Origin of the sequence: Geobacter hydrogenophilus, assembly GCF_018501225.1 — a bacterium.
Classification (GTDB): domain Bacteria; phylum Desulfobacterota; class Desulfuromonadia; order Geobacterales; family Geobacteraceae; genus Geobacter; species Geobacter hydrogenophilus.
This window is the reverse complement of the sequence record NZ_JAHCZI010000003.1, coordinates 158,646-174,455: the sequence shown is the minus strand read 5'-3', so window position 1 is coordinate 174,455 and position 15,810 is coordinate 158,646. Positions and strand designations below refer to the sequence as shown.

At 61.0% G+C, this 15,810-nt stretch carries 15 protein-coding genes; 9 read left to right on the top strand and 6 right to left on the bottom strand.

Going from position 1 to position 15,810, the window contains the following annotated elements; all coding sequences use genetic code 11:
* Positions 1 to 14 precede the first annotated feature (14 nt).
* From KI811_RS06770 to KI811_RS06750, 5 genes are all read left to right on the top strand, one after another.
* Positions 15 to 590: an indolepyruvate oxidoreductase subunit beta gene (locus tag KI811_RS06770; protein ID WP_214185713.1), complete on the top strand. Its 576-nt coding sequence runs from the start codon at positions 15 to 17 to the stop codon at positions 588 to 590.
* A 46-nt stretch (positions 591 to 636) separates the two neighbouring features.
* Positions 637 to 1,089 (top strand): ACT domain-containing protein, encoded by a 453-nt coding sequence (locus tag KI811_RS06765; protein WP_214185712.1) that lies wholly within the window; start codon positions 637 to 639, stop codon positions 1,087 to 1,089.
* 36 nt (positions 1,090 to 1,125) lie between these two features.
* Positions 1,126 to 2,067: a ketopantoate reductase family protein gene (locus KI811_RS06760; RefSeq protein WP_214185711.1), complete on the top strand. Its 942-nt coding sequence runs from the start codon at positions 1,126 to 1,128 to the stop codon at positions 2,065 to 2,067.
* A gap of 108 nt (positions 2,068 to 2,175) precedes the next feature.
* Positions 2,176 to 2,499, top strand: a complete 324-nt coding sequence (locus KI811_RS06755) for a DUF485 domain-containing protein (protein ID WP_214185710.1) — start codon at positions 2,176 to 2,178, stop codon at positions 2,497 to 2,499.
* Complete coding sequence (locus tag KI811_RS06750) at positions 2,496 to 4,469, top strand: solute symporter family protein (RefSeq protein WP_214185709.1); 1,974 nt, start codon at positions 2,496 to 2,498, stop codon at positions 4,467 to 4,469. Before KI811_RS06755 ends, KI811_RS06750 begins: the two co-directional genes overlap by 4 nt.
* Positions 4,470 to 4,541: 72 nt before the next feature.
* Here KI811_RS06750 and KI811_RS06745 read toward each other — a convergent pair whose 3' ends face one another.
* The 5 genes from KI811_RS06745 to KI811_RS06725 all read right to left on the bottom strand — a co-directional run bounded on the left by KI811_RS06745 (position 4,542) and on the right by KI811_RS06725 (position 10,793).
* On the bottom strand, positions 4,542 to 5,888 hold the full coding sequence (locus tag KI811_RS06745; protein ID WP_214185708.1) for a hypothetical protein: 1,347 nt from the start codon (positions 5,886 to 5,888) through the stop codon (positions 4,542 to 4,544).
* 55 nt (positions 5,889 to 5,943) lie between these two features.
* On the bottom strand, positions 5,944 to 7,257 hold the full coding sequence (locus tag KI811_RS06740) for a succinyl-CoA:cyclohexane-1-carboxylate CoA transferase (RefSeq protein WP_214185707.1): 1,314 nt from the start codon (positions 7,255 to 7,257) through the stop codon (positions 5,944 to 5,946).
* 20 nt (positions 7,258 to 7,277) lie between these two features.
* Complete coding sequence (gene oah, locus KI811_RS06735) at positions 7,278 to 8,402, bottom strand: 6-oxocyclohex-1-ene-1-carbonyl-CoA hydratase (RefSeq protein WP_214185706.1); 1,125 nt, start codon at positions 8,400 to 8,402, stop codon at positions 7,278 to 7,280.
* A 62-nt stretch (positions 8,403 to 8,464) separates the two neighbouring features.
* On the bottom strand, positions 8,465 to 9,607 hold the full coding sequence (locus KI811_RS06730) for a cyclohex-1-ene-1-carbonyl-CoA dehydrogenase (protein ID WP_214185705.1): 1,143 nt from the start codon (positions 9,605 to 9,607) through the stop codon (positions 8,465 to 8,467).
* 43 nt (positions 9,608 to 9,650) lie between these two features.
* Positions 9,651 to 10,793 (bottom strand): cyclohexane-1-carbonyl-CoA dehydrogenase, encoded by a 1,143-nt coding sequence (locus KI811_RS06725; protein WP_214185704.1) that lies wholly within the window; start codon positions 10,791 to 10,793, stop codon positions 9,651 to 9,653.
* 252 nt (positions 10,794 to 11,045) lie between these two features.
* On the opposite strand from KI811_RS06725, the gene KI811_RS06720 reads away from it, so the two are divergent.
* Positions 11,046 to 12,692 (top strand): sigma-54 interaction domain-containing protein, encoded by a 1,647-nt coding sequence (locus KI811_RS06720; RefSeq protein WP_214185703.1) that lies wholly within the window; start codon positions 11,046 to 11,048, stop codon positions 12,690 to 12,692.
* Positions 12,693 to 12,699: 7 nt separating this feature from the next.
* Here KI811_RS06720 and KI811_RS06715 read toward each other — a convergent pair whose 3' ends face one another.
* Positions 12,700 to 13,161 (bottom strand): NUDIX hydrolase, encoded by a 462-nt coding sequence (locus tag KI811_RS06715; RefSeq protein WP_214185702.1) that lies wholly within the window; start codon positions 13,159 to 13,161, stop codon positions 12,700 to 12,702.
* Positions 13,162 to 13,448: 287 nt separating this feature from the next.
* On the opposite strand from KI811_RS06715, the gene tssJ reads away from it, so the two are divergent.
* From tssJ to tssE, 3 genes are read left to right on the top strand one after another with little or no spacing between them, the layout of a single operon-like run.
* A complete protein-coding gene (tssJ, locus tag KI811_RS06710; protein ID WP_214185701.1) occupies positions 13,449 to 14,003 on the top strand; it encodes a type VI secretion system lipoprotein TssJ in 555 nt (184 codons plus the stop codon).
* Positions 14,000 to 15,391, top strand: a complete 1,392-nt coding sequence (gene tssK / locus KI811_RS06705) for a type VI secretion system baseplate subunit TssK (protein WP_214185700.1) — start codon at positions 14,000 to 14,002, stop codon at positions 15,389 to 15,391. The genes tssJ and tssK overlap by 4 nt, the downstream gene beginning before the upstream one ends.
* A gap of 6 nt (positions 15,392 to 15,397) precedes the next feature.
* Entirely contained in the window at positions 15,398 to 15,808 is a 411-nt protein-coding gene (gene tssE, locus KI811_RS06700) for a type VI secretion system baseplate subunit TssE (protein WP_214185699.1), read from the top strand.
* Positions 15,809 to 15,810: the final 2 nt, after the last annotated feature.

Here is a 15,810-nt window from a genome sequence, read left to right as displayed (position 1 = left end):
AACTGGAGGAGATGATGAACGTTTTCAATATCGTTATTGCCGGTGTCGGCGGGCAGGGGGTCCTGATGGCCTCCAAGGTGCTTGCCGAAAGCGCCCTCGCGAGCGGCATGGATGTCAAGCAGAACGAGGTGCATGGCATGGCCCAGCGGGGGGGGAGCGTGATTTCCTTCGTGCGCATCGGGGACAAGGTGTATTCGCCGGTGGTTATGCCGGGGAGCGCCGACATCCTGATTTCCTTCGAGCCGCTGGAAGCGTTGCGCTACGTGCACTATCTCAAGCCCGGCGGCATGCTGGTCTACAACAAGGGCACCATCAATCCCAGTACCGTGGCCTCCGGGCTGGCGACCTATCCCGCCGATGTGGAGGAGCAGATTTCCAGGGCATGCGGCGGGGCCCACGGCATTGATGCGCTTGCCATTGCGCAACAGGCCGGCAACGCCAAGGCGGTCAACATGGTCATGGTCGGCTCCGTGCTGAAAAAGCTCCCCATCGATGCGCAGGTCGTCGAAGGGGTCGTTTCAGCCCTCTCCAAGGATAAAGGGGTCGAGGTCAACCTGAAGGCGCTCCGTGGCGGAGGTGCCGCTGCCTGATCATCGCGGGGCGGTCCGCGCCGCCCCGCGCACCCGGGAGGTTCCCATGAAGTTGAAACAGCTTTCCGTATTTCTCGATAACGCCCCGGGCCGTCTCCATGAGGCCACCCAAGCACTGGGCGACGCGGGGATCAACCTGAGGTCACTCAGCATCTGCGATACCGCCGGGTTCGGTATCCTCCGCATTCTGGTCTCCGATGTGGCCAAAGCCCGCAAGGTGATGATGGAAAAACAGATTCCCGCGCGTGTTGACGATGTGGTTGCCGTGGAGATCGAAGATGTCCCGGGCAGCCTGTCCGGCACGGTCCTCAAGCTGTTTCTGGATAGCCAGATAAACGTGGACTACATGTACGCCTTTGCCGGCACCGGCCCGTCGGCGGGAAAGGCGGTGATGATCTTCCGCTTCAGCGACAATGACCGGGCAATCAGGATCATGCAGGGGAGCAACATCAAGATCCTCGATGCGGAGTCCTTCGGCATGCTTGAAAATCCCGGTTAGTCGCCCGTGGTTCAGACCGGTCTCAAGGAGTCACCTATGGAAACAAGCAATTACAAACCAACGAAATTTGCAGTGATCGGCGCCGGACCGGTGGGGGCGACCGTGGCCGCCTTTCTCGCCAAGGGGGGGTATGACGTCACACTCTGCGATGTAATCCCGAGTCTTCTCGAACCGGCCCTGGATCGGGGGATAATCCTGGAAGGGGTCGACAACCTGCAGGCCAAGGTGACACGGGTTACCACCAGCGTGGACGATCTCGTCAACGATCCGCCCGATGTCATAGTCGTTACGGTCAAGGCCACGGCGTTGCCCCTGATCGCTTCCGCCCTGGAAGGATTTGTGGCCGAGGGGCGCTACGTCATCAGCTGGCAGAACGGTATCGACACCGAACTGGTGCTGGCGGAGCATCTCGGCCGCAAGAACGTCATGCGGGGGGTCGTCAATTACGGCTGCGTTCCGGTGGGCCCGTGCCATATCCGGCTTGCCTTCCATCATCGCCCGCACTTTATCCAGGAACTCGACCCCCAGTCCCGGGATGCGGCCGTCGGCATCTGCAACGTCTTCACCGCCTGCGGGCTCGATACGGGGCACACCGACAAGATCACGGACATGGTCTGGCGCAAGTCGGTGATGAACTCGTGCATGAACGCCATCTGCGCGGTAACCCGCAAAACCATGATCGAGATCACCATCGACCCCATGCTCTCCGATCTGGTCGATGCCCTGATCAAGGAAGGCGTTGCCGTGGCCCGGGCCAACGAATTTTCCCTCGGTTCCGACTTTTACCCGTACTGCATCAATTACCTCAAAAGCGCCGGAAACCATAAGCCGTCCATGCTGCAGGATCTTGAGGCCGGCCGTAGGACGGAGATCGACTTCATCAACGGCAAGATTATCGAATATGGAGCCCAGGCCGGGATGCCGACGCCGTACAACAACATGATCCGCGGCCTGGTAAAGGCCCTCGAATCCAAATAGGCGGAAGCCCAGGGACGGAATAATGACGAGGAGGTGCGGGTAGTTTCAAGGGGTGTAATGAATAACTGATAGGGAATCGTGGACGTTCAAAGAACAAGGGGGAGACCAATGGCAGAAATGGAAATCAATTGGGCAGCCATCGCCAGTCATCCGAAATTTGTGGAACTGCACCGGGCAAAAATGCGCTTTCTGGTGGGATTATGGGTTGTGGGGGCGACGTCGTACTTTCTCTTGCTTATCGGAGCAATTACCGCGCCGGGACTCTTTAATACGAAGGTAATCGGCAGGCTGAATTTCGGTTATCTGTTTTGTCTGTTCCAGTTCGTTTTGTCGTGGGCCATCGCCGTTTACTACACCCGCAAATCGAATAAGGAATTTGATCCTCTCACGAAAGAACTGGTCGAATTGATCATTAAGGAGAAATCTCAATGAGAACACTACTTTTTTCTTTGGTGATCGGTTCCGTTTTCGGTTCATGGGCCCTGGCGGCAACTCCTCCGGCCAAGCCAACTCCCCAGACGGTGGCGGTTGCCTCGACACAGACGCCCGCAGTTGCTGCTCCTTCGGCCCTCCCCGCCACTCCGAACAACCCCGGCGCCACGGCTGCAAAAGCCCCGGCCGCCGCGCCCAAAAAGATGCAGACCAACCGGGGGTTCACCATCAGCATGTTCCTGGTGATCATCGCCGCCACGGCGGGGATTGTCGTCTGGGCGTCGAAGAGCACCAGTACCGCTGCCGATTATTATGCCGCCGGCGGCGGCATCTCGGGGATGCAGAACGGCTGGGCCATTGCGGGAGATTTCCTTTCCGCCGCCACCTTCCTCGGGATTACGGGGCTGATGTCGCTCTTCGGCCCCGACGGCTTCATGTATTCGGTGGGAATCATCATCAGCTTCCTGACCATCCTGCTCATCATTGCCGAACCCTGCCGCAATGCCGGCAAGTATACCCTCGGAGATATCCTTGCCTTTCGCTCGTCATCAAAAGCGGTCCGTGCGGTCGCTTCCCTCTCTGCCGTGGTCGTCTCGATTTTCTACCTTCTCGGGCAAATGGTCGGGGCCGGCAAGCTGATGCAGCTGCTGCTGGGCATCCCCTACAAGGCTTCGATCATCGGCGTCGGCGCCCTGATCATCGTCTATGTGGCCCTGGGAGGGATGAAGGCCACCACCTGGGTGCAGATCATCAAGGCCGCGCTCCTCATGTTCACCGGTCTTGTGCTGAGCATCGCAATCCTCTGGAAATCCGGATTCAACCTGCTCGGTTTCTTCGACAGCGTGGCAGCGAGCCAGGCGATTCAGGACCATGTGCGGGGGGTCATGAAACATACCACCGCCGAGCCGGGTTTCGACTACGGCCAGCGGTTCCTGGAGCTGGGGCTGTTCTTCAAGAACCCGCTGGACCAGATATCGCTCGGCCTTGCCTGGATTCTTGGGGCCGCAGGTCTGCCCCATGTGATGATGCGCTTTTTTACCGTCCCCAACGCCAAGGAAGCGCGAAAAAGCGTGGTCGTTTCCATGTTCCTGATCGGCGCCTTCCTGATCATGGTTTCGTTCCTGGGATTCGGCGCGGCCCTCTATGTTACCCCCCAGCAGATCACCGCCCTTGACAAGGGGGGGAATATGGCGGGGCTGATGATTGCCCAGTATGTGGGGGGCGGCGCCGGAACCATTGCCGGTGACCTGCTGCTGGCGTTCGTCTGTGCCGTTGCATTTGCCACCATCCTGGCGGTGGTATCGGGGCTGGTTCTTGCGTCATCGGCGGCCATCGCCCACGACCTCTATGTCAATGTCGTCAAGGGGGGCAAGGCAGATCAAGGCACGCAGATAAAGGTGGCGAGGGTTGCGTCCTTCTTTGTCGGCGCCGTTGCCATCGTGCTCGGCATTGCCTGCGAAAACCTGAACATCGCCCAGCTTGTGGGTCTGGCCCTTGCCGTTGTCGCCTCGGCCAATTTCCCGGTCCTCATCTTCGCGCTCTTCTGGAAGCGCTTCAATTCCGCGGGCATCATCGCCGGGTTGGTTGTCGGTACGGTGGTAACCATCGCCGTACTGATGGTTTCACCCAACATGACCTACCCGAAAAAAATCGCCGCCGACGCCCAGAAGGTCGTCCTGGCAATGGAGAAAAAGCAGGCTGCAGGGGCGGTGCTGGCCGAAAAGGAGCTGAAGGCCCTGGAAAAAGCGCGGCTTGACTATGCCCAGAACAAGAATGGCACCTCGCTGGTGGGGCTCGATGCCCCGCTTTTCCCACTCAAAAATCCGGGCATTGTCTCGGTGCCGATCGGCTTCCTCGTGACTATCGTTGCCACCCTTCTCTTCCGAAACCGGCGTGAGGAGGAGATGTTCGAAGAACTCTTTGTCCGGCAGACCACCGGCTACGGCGTGGCAAAAGCAGCTAAACACTAAAATATCAACAGGTTGACAGCAAGAAGGGCAGGAATTCATTTGAATTCCTGCCCTCTCTCCCAAAGCAAACTGCTAGAAGAAGTAGATCATCGAGAAACGGAACACGTTCGCCTTCCCGAAATCAGAAGTGCCTGCGGTAACGTTGCCGTACCGGGTGCTCACATATTGATACTCCGTTGCAACCCTGACGGCGGCGTTGAGGTCGTAGGCGATATTGGCAAAGGCCTGGGAATTTGATTTCTGGAAGTCCTTGATGCCGCTCCGGGTATAACTTGCGAAATTTTCCGCACCCCTCATGCCGTACCCGGCGGTGATGCCCAGATTCTGGGTCGGATAGAATATCATCTGCCCGAACAGGCCGTACCCCTTGGCGCCGGTCTTGTCCCCCTGCGGGCCGATTAACGGGCTGACGGTCGCATAGTTGAACGACATGTTGGCGGCCCGGTACGCCTGCCCTTCAAAGGAGGCGGTCATGGCCCTGCTTTTGCCATCCGCGGACCTCAGAACCGGCACGAACGCGTACAGGCCGTATCCCCACGAATCAACCGTTCCCCCGTTGCCCGCTATCTCCTGATTACCGTAAAGGCCGAACAATCCAACCGTCAACTGGTTCATGGGGAGCCCCCAGAATCCGGGAGCAACGCCGAGCGCCTTGCTGACAAGCATTGCCTGTCCGGCAATGTTGGGCTTGGCTCCCCAGGATTCCCCCGCAGTGCCGTTTGCGGTGTTGCTGTCCTGCACCGGATTCTGCAGCGCCGCGATGAGCTTGAGAGAGTTCTGTTCGCTCAGCTTCACTTTCTGCGTCACCCGTAACTGGGGAACGCGGGGGGTAGTGGGGTTGCCGGCGGTCTGCCCCTGGCCGAAGTCGACGGTGGATGCCGCCGCCGGCCCGAAGAGATCCCAGGACTGTCCGAAGAGGATTTGAGTGTTTGCCCAGTCGAGTGTGCCGTAAGCAAGCCTGATCCGCATGGTGGCGGTTTCATTGCTGCTGCCGCCGGAGCCGAAAAAATCGGTCTCGATCAGTGCGCCCGTCCTGGCGCCTAGAAATGTCGGTCCTTCGGCCTTGAACCAGATGCGGCTCTGTCGGGCGGAGAAGAGGGATTGATCCTGCTGCGCCGCAACCGAGCTGGTTTTGGGAATGCCGTTGGGTTGCAGCGTCGCCACAAGGCCGATACCGTTTGCGGACCCCAGATTGACGGAGTTGTACACATAATCGAGCTTTACAAAGCCGCCGATCGACAGTTTGAATTTGCTCGTGACAGGTGACGCCATATTCCCATAGATGCCGGGGCTCACCTCGCAGGCCGGCTCAAAATCACAGTTATACGCAGGCGGAGACTGCTGTGGAACTTCCTGGGCCGATACCGGCGCCGCAAGCATTACCGACGCCGTTGCACAGAACATCAATTTGCATCTCATTACCTACCCCCTCCCAACCGATTGCGGGAATGCAATGCTCATGCACCGCCAGACTCTAAATTCGGTTCATCCTTCTGGCCGCCTCGGTGAGTTCGCCCCGGAAATCGGGGTGTGCGATGCTGATCAGGTTAAGGGCCCGCTGCCGGGCCGTCTGCCCCCGGAGCTTGGCGACCCCGAACTCAGTGACCACATAATCCACATCGTTCTTCCCGGTGGTGACGGATGCTCCCGGCGCCAAGGTCGGGACGATGCGTGATATGGTTCCGTTTTTGGCGGTGGCCGCCGTAGTGATGAAGCCTTTGCCGCCGTTGGAGATATTCGATCCGCGGACGAAATCGGCCTGGCCGCCGGTTCCGCTGTACTGCAGATGCCCGAACGACTCGGAACAGCACTGGCCGAGGAGGTCCACCTCAAGCGTGGCGTTGATCGACACCACGTTGTCGTTTTTGCCGATGTTGTGGGGATAGTTGACGTAATCCACCGGGTGCATCTCTATCCGCGGGTTTTCGTTCATGAACTCATAGAGCCGGCTGGTGCCGAGGGCGAACGTGGCGACGGTCTTGCCGGTATGGGTCTGCTTGCGGGAGTTGTTGACCGCCCCGCTGAGCATCAGGTCCACCATGCCGTCGGAAAGGAGCTCGGTGTGTATCCCCAGATCCTTTTTGTGCAGCAGCGCCTTGCAGACCGAATTCGGTATGCCTCCCCAACCGAGCTGCAGGCATGAACCGTCCTCCACAAGTTCCGAGATATAGCCGCCGATAGACTCTTCAATCGGCGTGATGGGGGGGATGGTCAGGGATGCAAGGGGTTCGTCGCACTCGATGATGTGGTCCACCTCGGAGATGTGAATGTGGCAGTTGCCGTGGGTCCGGGGGGCCTGGGGGTTCACCTGCACCACCACTTTCTTTGCCTTCTTGACCGCCTCCATGGTGTAGGCGACGGAGAGGCTGCAGGTGAAGTAGCCGTGCTCGTCCATGGGAGAAACCACCGTCCCGGCCACGTCGACGGGCCAGTAATCACGCAACAGCCGGGGAACTTCATGGAAATAGTTGGGAACGAAATCCGCCCACCCCTTCTGGACCGCCTCGCGGGAGACGTGGCTCGTGAACCATGCGTTGACCTTTATGTGCGGAGCCGAATCCTCCGTGAAGTAATCGGGGCAGAGGTGATGCTGCTGGTTGATGACGACCCCTTCCAGCTCGTGCTTGCGGGCCGCCAACGCCCTCACGAAGAGCGTCGGCTCCCCGACGCTGATGGGGAAGCAGAGATAATCCCCCGACTTGACGACTGCCGCGGCTTCTTCCGGCGAACAGACTTTCTGCCGGTACTCCTTTTCATAGCTGCGCTTGGCATTTTTTACGCTTTCCATAACCGATACCCCCGTTTGTTTTATAGTTCGATCAACTCCTCGGTCCAGGGCGTGCCTTTGGCCAGCCCCTGGCGCAGCTTGACGAAGTCGATCTCGCGGCCGCCCTCCTTGCTCCCTTCATTGAAAGCCCGGAAGCCGATGCGGGCCTCGTTCATCATGTTGAGCGCCAGCCACGCGCGGGAGTTTTCCTTGTTCAGGTTCCACGCCTGGAGCTTTGGCTTGCGCAGTTCTTCCAGGCTCTTGGTCATGCACTCGGGGAAGGTCTCCAGGAGCTTGGCACACAGCTCTTCCACCTTCTGGTCCAGGAGGCTCAGATCAATCTCCCCTTCCTTGATCCGGACCTGTCCCGCCTTGAAGTCGGCGCCGGTCTTGAATTCGCCGTGGACGATACGGCCGTACTCGTCGAGCATCCGGTCGGTGACGACGGTGGGGTTGGCGACGAATTCCCCCCCCACCTTGAGGGCCGGCACCACGTCGGCGATGATGCCGAGCCGGGCCGCCTTGTGGGCCGAGAAGGGCTCGCAGAGGGTGCCGGAGACCATGGCCTGCTCGCAGCCGATCATGAGCGGCAGAAAGTCGGTTGCACCGCCGATGGCGGCCGAACCGTGCTTGGGGCCGGCCTGGCCGAACTTGGCCAGGTCCTGGGCGATGGAAAAGTCGCAGGCCATGCCGATTTCCTGCCCCCCGCCGATCCGCATGCCGTTGACGCGGCAGATGACCGGCCGGTCGCAGCCGAGGATGGCGGAGACCATGTCGTTGAACAGCCGCATGTACTGCCGGTACTCCTGGGGGTTGCCGGCGTAGTACTCCGCGTACTCCTTGGTGTTGCCGCCGGTGCAGAACGCCTTGTCCCCCACGCCGGTAAAGACCACGGCGTTCACCTCGCGGTCGACGGAGGCCCGCCGGAACGCAAGGATGGCGGCCTTGACCATGTCGGTCGTATAGGAGTTGTACTGCCTGGGATTGTTGAAGATGATCCAGGCGTTGTAGAGCCCCTCCGCCACCGACCCGTCACGGCGACGGGCCGGCCGTTTCTCGTACCGGACCATGCCGTTGCAGAGGCTCTCCACCTCACCGTCGATCAGGTTGTGGTCGACCAGATATTCCGGAAAGGTCTCGGCGATCATCACATTTGTCCTAGCCATTCTCTTTCTCCACTCTTAAGGCTATTCGCCTGATGTCACGATACATTCCTGTTGTTACCCTTTTACTGGAACAGCAGGGCCCTCCCCGTCACCATGCGGGTTATCTGATTGGTCCCGGTGTAGATCTGGGTCAGCTTGGCGTCCCGCATCATCCGCTCCACGCCGTTTTCCTTCATGTAGCCGGAGCCGCCGAGCACCTGCACGGCATCGGTGGTCACCCGCATGGCGGTGTCGCTCGCCATGGTCTTGGCCATGCTGCCGTAGAGCACCGCCTTCTTGTCTCCGTCATCGAGGAGTTCCGCCGCCTTCCGGGTCAGCAGCCGCGAGGCTTCCACCGCCGTTGCCATGTCGGCGATCATGAACTGAACCGGCGCAAGATGGGCGATGGGCTTGCCGAACTGCACCCGATCCTGGGTGTGCCTGATGGCGATATCCAAAGCCCCCTGGGCGATGCCGACGGCCTGGGCCGCGCAGAAGACGCGGTTGGTGGAGAGGGTCTGCATGAGGTTGGCAAAGCCGGTCCCTTCGGCGCCGATGATGTTTTCCGCCGGGACCTCCATGTTCTCAAAGAAGAGCTCGGAGTTGATGGAACCACGCATCCCCATCTTCGATTCGTTGCGGCCGTAGACGAGCCCCGGGGTCCCCTTCTCCACGACGAAGGCGCTGATCCCCTTGGACCCTTTCTCCGGGTCGGTATAGGCGTACACGACGATGACGTCGGCCACCGAGCCGTTGGTGATGAAACACTTCTGCCCGTTGATGACATACTTGTCGCCCTTGCGCTCGGCTCGGGTCTTCATGGCGAGGAGGTCTGAACCGGCGGCCGGCTCGGTGGCGGCCAGGGCGGTCAGCAGGGTGGATTCACCCGTGAACCGGCGCAGATAGCGCTCTTTCAGCTCCGGACTCCCCCCGTGGATGATCGGGAGCATGCCGTCGGTCTGGGCGATGAGGAGGAGGGCGGTGGAGGCGCAGACGCGGCTCAGTTCCTCGAGAATCAGGGCCAGTGTCAGGACACCCATCTCCGTGCCGCCGTATGCCGCGGGGAGGAGCGGGTTGAGGAGCCCCAACTTCGCAAAGAGGTCGCGGGCGTACTCCGGAAAGAGCGATTTCTCGTCGAGCTCCAGCGCCCGGGGCGCGATCTCGCGGGTCGCCACGTCGCGCACCATGTCCAGCGTCAGTTTCTGTTCTTCGGTAAGATGTTTCATGGGATCTCTCCTTTTATCAGTGCGAAAATTCACGCGTCCGGGGTCAGGCGGCCTCTTTCAGTATCTCCCGGGCGATGACCAGCCGCTGAATCTGGTTGGCCCCCTCAAATATCTGGGTCAGCTTGGCGTCCCGGAACATCCGTTCCACCGGGTAGTCCTGCATGTAGCCATAGCCGCCGAAGACCTGAATGGCGTCGGTGGTGATCTGCATGGCTGCGTCGGAGGCGAAGAGCTTTCCCATGGAGGCGAGCTTGGTATTGCGCCGCCCCTGGTCGTAGAGGGCCGCGGCCCGGTAGATAAGGCCGCGCGCCGCCTCTATCTTGGTGGCGCTGTCGGCGATGATCTGCTGGATCATCTGGTGCTCGCAGAGCGGCTGCCCGAAGGTCTTCCTCTCCCGGGAATGCTTCACCATCTGGTCGAAGGCCCCTTCGGCGATGCCCAGGGCCTGGGCGCCGATGGCGGGACGGGACATGTCGAAGTCCTTCATGGCGAGGAGGAACCCCTTGTTCTCTTCGCCGAGGAGGTTGCCGGCCGGAACCCGCACCTCGTCGAGATACATCTCAGAGGTCTTTGACCCGCGCTGGCCCAGCTTCTTTTCGATTTTTCCCACCTTGAGTCCGGGAGTACCGGCATCCACCAGGAAAAAGCTGAGGCCGTTGCGGCCGTTCTCGGAGGTACGCGCCAGGACGGTGTAGTAGGAGGCCACCGGCCCGTTGGTAGAGAAGCATTTGGTGCCGGAGATGACGTACTCGTTGCCGTCCCTGACCGCCGTGGTGCGGATGGAGCCGACATCGGACCCGGCCCCCGGCTCGGAGACCAGATAGGCGGCCAACTCCCGCCTCTCCACAATCCGGGGGAGCACCCGCTCCAGGAGTTCCCGGCTGCCGCCGTGAAGCAGCGGGAAACTGCCGACGGCCTGTATGATCAGCATTAAGGAGGATGAGGCGCAGTGGCGCGCGATCTCTTCCACTGCCGTGCAGAGCAGCGTCCCCTGGCTCTGTTCCGCGCCGCCATACTCCGGCGGAAACACCAGGGTCATGAGCCCCAGATCCCACAACAGCGACACCACCTCGCCGTTAACCTCACCGGTCGCGTCGATGGATGCGGCCACGGGGGCAATCTGCTCCCGTGCTGCCTGGCGTATGGTTTCCGTCACAATGCGTATTTCTTCGCTGGTATTAAACATTCGTCCCTCCTCATGCCGACGCAGGCATTTTGTTTTTTATAACGTCTTTATATCCAACACTTGTGCCAACAAAGCCAACAATCACAATAACATCGCAACATATTAATATTTAACCGTATTTTTGTTGTATACACATTGAAAACGATTTGTTATATTCCAACACGTGTAGACAGACGTATACACACTCGGCCCGCCGCCCCGGACAGACGGCTGATTTTGCCGCAATGAACCCAAAAGGAGACATGTCGACCAATGGATACAGCCACCCCCGCTTCACTGCTCCTCAAAGCAGACTACTGCAGATGCGGCATCGTCCTCCTCGACGCATCAGGCCGCATTGCCGCGCTGAACCGGGAGTTTTTCGACACGACGAACCTGGAGTTCAGAGAGGGTGATTTTCCTCCCGATAAGCTGCGGGAACTGAAAGAGGGGGAATGGACCTTCTGGGGGAGAAAGTGGTTCGTGCAGGCGGAGGGGCGGCAGCGGGTGGAACTGCTGGTAATCCGGCATGTCCGGGCTGCGGACCATATACTGGGGCCGTACGGAGAGTGCTGCCTGAATGAAGAGATGGTGAAAATGGTCCTCGACAACCCCTACGAGGGACTGACAGTCGTCAACAACACCGGGAAGGTCACCCTGCTCAGCCCTTCCAACGAGCAGTGGCTGGGGCTGGAAGTCGGGGGCGGGCGGGGGCTCGACCTGTCAGCCATTGCGCCGGCCAGCCATTTGTCGGAGGTGGCCCGCACCGGCGTGGCCGAACACGCCCAGGTCGTCGACCTGCACGGCAAGACCAAGGTTACGGTGAATCTTCCCATCCGGCGGGACAACAAGGTGATGGGCGCTTTCGGGAGAATTCTCTTCAAGAGCACGGAACAGGTGGAAAAGCTGGTGACCAAGGTGCGGACCATGGAGCTCCAGGTGGAGCGTTTCGAGACCCTGCTGGATGAAATGCGGGGGAAGCGCTGTTCGTTCCACAACATCCTCACCAAAAACAAGGAAATGCTGGCACTCATCGAACAGGCACGCCGCGTGGCCGACTCCGGCGCGACGGTGCTGATCCTGGGCGAGAGCGGGACCGGCAAGGAACTGTTCGCCCAGGCGCTCCACGAAGCTTCGAGAAGGAGCAAGGGGCCTTTCATCGCGGTAAACTGCGGCGCAATCCCCCGCGACCTGATCGAATCGGAACTGTTCGGCTACGAAGAAGGGGCCTTCAGCGGCGCCAGGAAAAAGGGGAAGCCCGGCAAGTTCGAGCTCGCGTGCGGCGGGACCCTTTTTCTCGATGAGATCGGTGAACTCCCCCTCGACAGTCAGGCCAAGCTGCTGCGGGTGCTTGAGGAGCGCAAGATAGACCGCCTGGGAGGCACGGCGCCGCTCCCCGTCGACTTTCGCCTGGTGGCCGCAACGAACCGCGATCTCATGACAAACGTCAACAAAGGCAGGTTCCGCGCCGATCTCTATTACCGCATCAACGAGTTCCCCCTCGAGATCCCCCCCCTCAGGTCCAGGCCGGAAGACATTCCGCTGCTGGCGAAGCATTTTCTGGCGGAAGTATCACGCCGCGAAGAGCTGCCGATGCTCAAGATTTCCGCCGGGGCCACCGAGGCGTTGATGTCCCACGACTGGCCCGGCAATGTGCGGGAACTGCGCGGGGTCATGCGCCAGATGGCCTGGAAATCCCAGGGATTGACCATAGAGCCCCACCACCTGCCGCCGGCGCTTAACAAGGGACAGACCGTCGCGGTCTCCGGCACCCTGGAAGAACAGACAGCCCGGGCGGAGCGGGCCGCCATAGAATCGGCCCTGCAGGCGGCGGGTGGGAACCGGGCGCTGACCGCACGCATGCTGGGGATCCATCGCACCGCTTTATACAAAAAGATGAACCGGCTAGGGATGGAATAGCTAGCGGCTATGGCTGCCCCAAACTTCCCAACAGCTTGTATGGATTGGTTGCGTACGAGAAACAGGCAACCGTTCCCGAATAGTCCAGAAGCGCCCTGAGCCGGTCCCGCGTCACGGGGTGAGCAATCAGCTCCACCCCTTCGCTCTCGCTAAACCATCCCAGTTCCGGCGTTTCATCGCTGGGAGCCAGTTCACCGTCCGCATAGTCTGCCAGAAACGTGAGGATTAGCGACGCAGGAGGTGAAACCTTGGACCAGACGGCTGCAAGGGGTCCCGGTTTAATCTCGACACCCGTCTCCTCTCTCACCTCCCGGCGAAGCGCATCGACAATCCCTTCCCCTGCCTCGACACGCCCCTGCGGGATTTCCCAGCCACGTTTATGGTGCCGGATCAACAGGATCTCTCCGAGCTCGTTTCGAATCAAACACCCTACGACAACGATGTGAACAGGGGAATCATGGGTACTCATGGCCACCTCACCGGCAACAGATAGATACGCCTGTCAACTTTAGCAAAGTCTCTACTCTTTTCACGCCGTCAGATCACAATTCTGCCCCCTTTGGCCTTCGCTGCGCCGCCAGCAATGACACAGTAGTGCTCCGTTACTTGCCCCACGTCAATGCAAGCTGATTGACATGCATACATGAAAAATGATAATAAGAATTTTTTTATTTTTGGCAAACTTAGGAATATCTCATTTCCTCCCCACCCGTCTGTCCTATCTCTTGCCGACGACACCATCCATAGGAGAAGCCCATGAAGCGTCGAGCCGCTTTGCTGCTCTATGTATCCGCCATAGCATCGCTTTGTTCCTGCACATCCACCCCGAAGGCAACGCCTCCGCTGGATTGGGGCTACGAGAAGGATGCCATCTCCGTCACCCTGAAGGGTGACCCGCAGCTGAATCTCTTCCAGAAGAGCCCCCACGCCCTCGTTGCCTGTCTTTACCAGCTCAGGGACCCCAACGCCTTCAACCAGTTCCGCTCCGAGCCCGACGGCATGTCGAAGCTCCTGGAGTGCGGCCGGTTCGATCCGGGAGTGGCGACCGCAAAGCGCCTCGTGATCCAGCCGGGGCAGGAGCTGAACGAGTCCCTGGACCGGGCCGAAGGGGCCCGCTACGTGGGGTTCGTTGCCGGCTACTACCGCCTTGACAAGGATCGGTCGGCACGGCTCTCCACCATCCCCTCCGTGGAGGAGACCACGGGGTTTTTCAGCCGGACGAAGATCGTGAAGCCGGGAAGGATTGACATGAAACTCCTCCTCGGACCCCAGGAGATCCAGGACGTGAAGGAGGAGACCGAAAAGCCATGACCGCCCATCCACCCCTTCACTGGCACCAGGGGCTCTTTCTCCAGCCCCAGCATTTCCAGCTTCTCGACCTCTCGATCCAGGGGCGCCTCTCGCCCCTCTTCCGCCATCTCCACCCCCATTTCTGGGGTGCCGGGAAACTTGAAATCGAGGAGAGCGCCCTCGGCACCGGAATCTTCAGCATCCTCTCGGGGGAATTCCTCTTCCCCGACGGCACCTGGGCGGTCATGGGCGAGAACGCCCTCTGCGAGCCCCGCTCCTTCAACGGTGCCTGGCTTGAGGGGGACAGACCCCTCATGGTCTCCGTGGGCATCCGCAAGTGGCAGGAAGCGGGGGAGAACGTGACGACGGTGGAGCGCCTGGAGGGGCTTGCATCGGTCTCCACCCGCTTCGCCGCTCCCATGGACCCGGAGGAGGCCCGGGACCTCCACACGGGCGGCCCTCCGGGGCAGGTGAAGCGGCTTCGCCACGTTTTGAAGATCTTCTGGGACAGCGAGCGGGAACAGCTAGGGGACTGGCACCTTATTCCCGTGGCCCGGCTGGAGCGCTTCGGTGCCGAGGTGCGCCTCTCCCGCCGCTTCATCCCCCCCTGCCTCGCCCTGGAAACGAGCGAGCCCCTCTTCCGCGTCGTGCGGGAGATCCGGGACCAGGTGGCGGCCCGGGGGCGGCAGCTGGAGGAGCACAAGAAGCAGCGGGGGGTCCAGAACGCCGAGTTCGGCTCCCGGGACCTGGTCTACCTCCTGGCGCTCCGCTCCCTGAACCGCCACGTGCCGCTCCTCTTCCACCTTACCGAGGCCCGGCGGGTCCACCCCTGGGACGCCTACGGGGCCCTGCGCCAGCTCATCGGCGAGCTGACCTCCTTCTCGGAGCGGGTTTCCGCCATGGGGGACCTGGACGACGGGGTCCGCCTCCTTCCCCCCTATGACCACCGCGCCCTGGGAGACTGTTTCACCGCGGCCCGGGACCTGATTGCCCAGCTCCTGGACGAGATCACCGCCGGCCCCGACTACGTGATCCGCCTTCTCCACGACGGCACCTTCTTCAGCGCCGAGCTGAAACCGGCGGTCTTCGACGGCGGGAACCGCTACTACCTGGCCCTGCGGACGAAGGAGGAGCCGACCGCGTTCCTCCCCTCCCTGGGGACCGCTGCCAAGCTCAGCGCCCGGGAGCACCTGCCGGTCCTGGCGGCCCGGGCACTTTCCGGCATCGAGCTGAGCCACCTGCCGATTCCCCCCCAGGAGCTGCCGCGCCGCTCCGACACCCACTACTTCGCCGTAGATGCCGCCAGCGACCAGTGGCCCCTGGTGGAGCGGGAGCACACCCTTGCCCTCTACTGGACCAGCGCCCCCGCCGACCTGGAGGCGGAGTTGATGGTGGTGGCCCGAGGGTAGTGTCCCATGCGTGAAGAACGTCTTCTGGAACGAATCCGCTCCTTCGAACGGGACCCGTCGAGACGCGGCCGCACCGACCACGGCCGCCTCGTGGACTCGATCCTGGCCCACCTGCGCCAGATCCTCAACACCCGCCAGGGGAGCACCCCCATCGCCCCCGACTACGGGGTACCCGACTTTCTCGACTTCCTCCAGACCTACCCCGACTCGGTGCGGGAGATCGAACAGAGCATCCGCGCGGCCATCCTTGCCTATGAGCCGCGGCTCCAGGGGGTGCGGGTCGCCTTCGTTCCCCAGGAGGACGACGTGCTGGCACTCCGCTTCCAGATCATCGCCCATGCCGCCGGCGACGGGGGGGGAACAGTCCGCTTCGAAACCGTGGTGGACACCGACGGCAAGATAGCCGTGAAACGATAGAG

Coding starts and splice junctions, on each gene's coding strand:
- KI811_RS06770 (WP_214185713.1), top strand. CDS start 15: ATGAACGTTTTCAATATCGTTATTGCCGGTGTCGGCGGGCAGGGGGTC.
- KI811_RS06765 (WP_214185712.1), top strand. CDS start 637: ATGAAGTTGAAACAGCTTTCCGTATTTCTCGATAACGCCCCGGGCCGT.
- KI811_RS06760 (WP_214185711.1), top strand. CDS start 1,126: ATGGAAACAAGCAATTACAAACCAACGAAATTTGCAGTGATCGGCGCC.
- KI811_RS06755 (WP_214185710.1), top strand. CDS start 2,176: ATGGCAGAAATGGAAATCAATTGGGCAGCCATCGCCAGTCATCCGAAA.
- KI811_RS06750 (WP_214185709.1), top strand. CDS start 2,496: ATGAGAACACTACTTTTTTCTTTGGTGATCGGTTCCGTTTTCGGTTCA.
- KI811_RS06745 (WP_214185708.1), bottom strand. CDS start 5,888: ATGAGATGCAAATTGATGTTCTGTGCAACGGCGTCGGTAATGCTTGCG.
- KI811_RS06740 (WP_214185707.1), bottom strand. CDS start 7,257: ATGGAAAGCGTAAAAAATGCCAAGCGCAGCTATGAAAAGGAGTACCGG.
- oah (WP_214185706.1), bottom strand. CDS start 8,402: ATGGCTAGGACAAATGTGATGATCGCCGAGACCTTTCCGGAATATCTG.
- KI811_RS06730 (WP_214185705.1), bottom strand. CDS start 9,607: ATGAAACATCTTACCGAAGAACAGAAACTGACGCTGGACATGGTGCGC.
- KI811_RS06725 (WP_214185704.1), bottom strand. CDS start 10,793: ATGTTTAATACCAGCGAAGAAATACGCATTGTGACGGAAACCATACGC.
- KI811_RS06720 (WP_214185703.1), top strand. CDS start 11,046: ATGGATACAGCCACCCCCGCTTCACTGCTCCTCAAAGCAGACTACTGC.
- KI811_RS06715 (WP_214185702.1), bottom strand. CDS start 13,161: ATGAGTACCCATGATTCCCCTGTTCACATCGTTGTCGTAGGGTGTTTG.
- tssJ (WP_214185701.1), top strand. CDS start 13,449: ATGAAGCGTCGAGCCGCTTTGCTGCTCTATGTATCCGCCATAGCATCG.
- tssK (WP_214185700.1), top strand. CDS start 14,000: ATGACCGCCCATCCACCCCTTCACTGGCACCAGGGGCTCTTTCTCCAG.
- tssE (WP_214185699.1), top strand. CDS start 15,398: ATGCGTGAAGAACGTCTTCTGGAACGAATCCGCTCCTTCGAACGGGAC.